At 45.0% G+C, this 473-nt stretch carries 1 pseudogene; it reads left to right on the top strand.

The window, feature by feature from the left end:
• A pseudogene (locus tag BHE18_RS23055) lies at nt 1-473 on the top strand (HNH endonuclease); the annotation flags it as partial.

Genomic DNA, 473 nt, shown 5'->3' on the forward strand with positions numbered 1-473 from the left:
AGCTGAATGGCTTGCGCCTTGTGAATACTTGGAGCTGGACACCCCGTTGGAAATTGCGTCGTGCATCAAAGTAGTGGCAGATTATCTGCCACTCAAATATTCCGCTTTCCAGCCAGACGGAAACGGAAACTCAGGTTATGTATTCCCTTGCAATGAATCATTAGCATTGGTATTTTTGGAATTATTATCGTCATCAAAATGGCGCAATATCGAGCAATTGGAATTTGTTTACGATGCCGTGCGTGAGGAAAAATACAATTCCTTGACTGCCTGGATGATGGATTCTGAATACTTGCTGCGGCTTAAATTCAGGGAGTTGAAAAGCCAGTTTAAAGCATTGCAACTGGAGCGCTGGGAGAATAAATGCGCCATTTGCGGCCTTGACAATCTCGCACTGCTGAAAGCGGTATATAGCAAAGCGTGGAAAGACAGCAATGATGCAGAGCGAATCGATCCTGCGAATGGCGTGTTAT

It is taken from the genome of Rossellomorea aquimaris, from assembly GCF_001877785.1.
GTDB lineage: Bacteria > Bacillota > Bacilli > Bacillales > Bacillaceae_B > Rossellomorea > Rossellomorea aquimaris_A.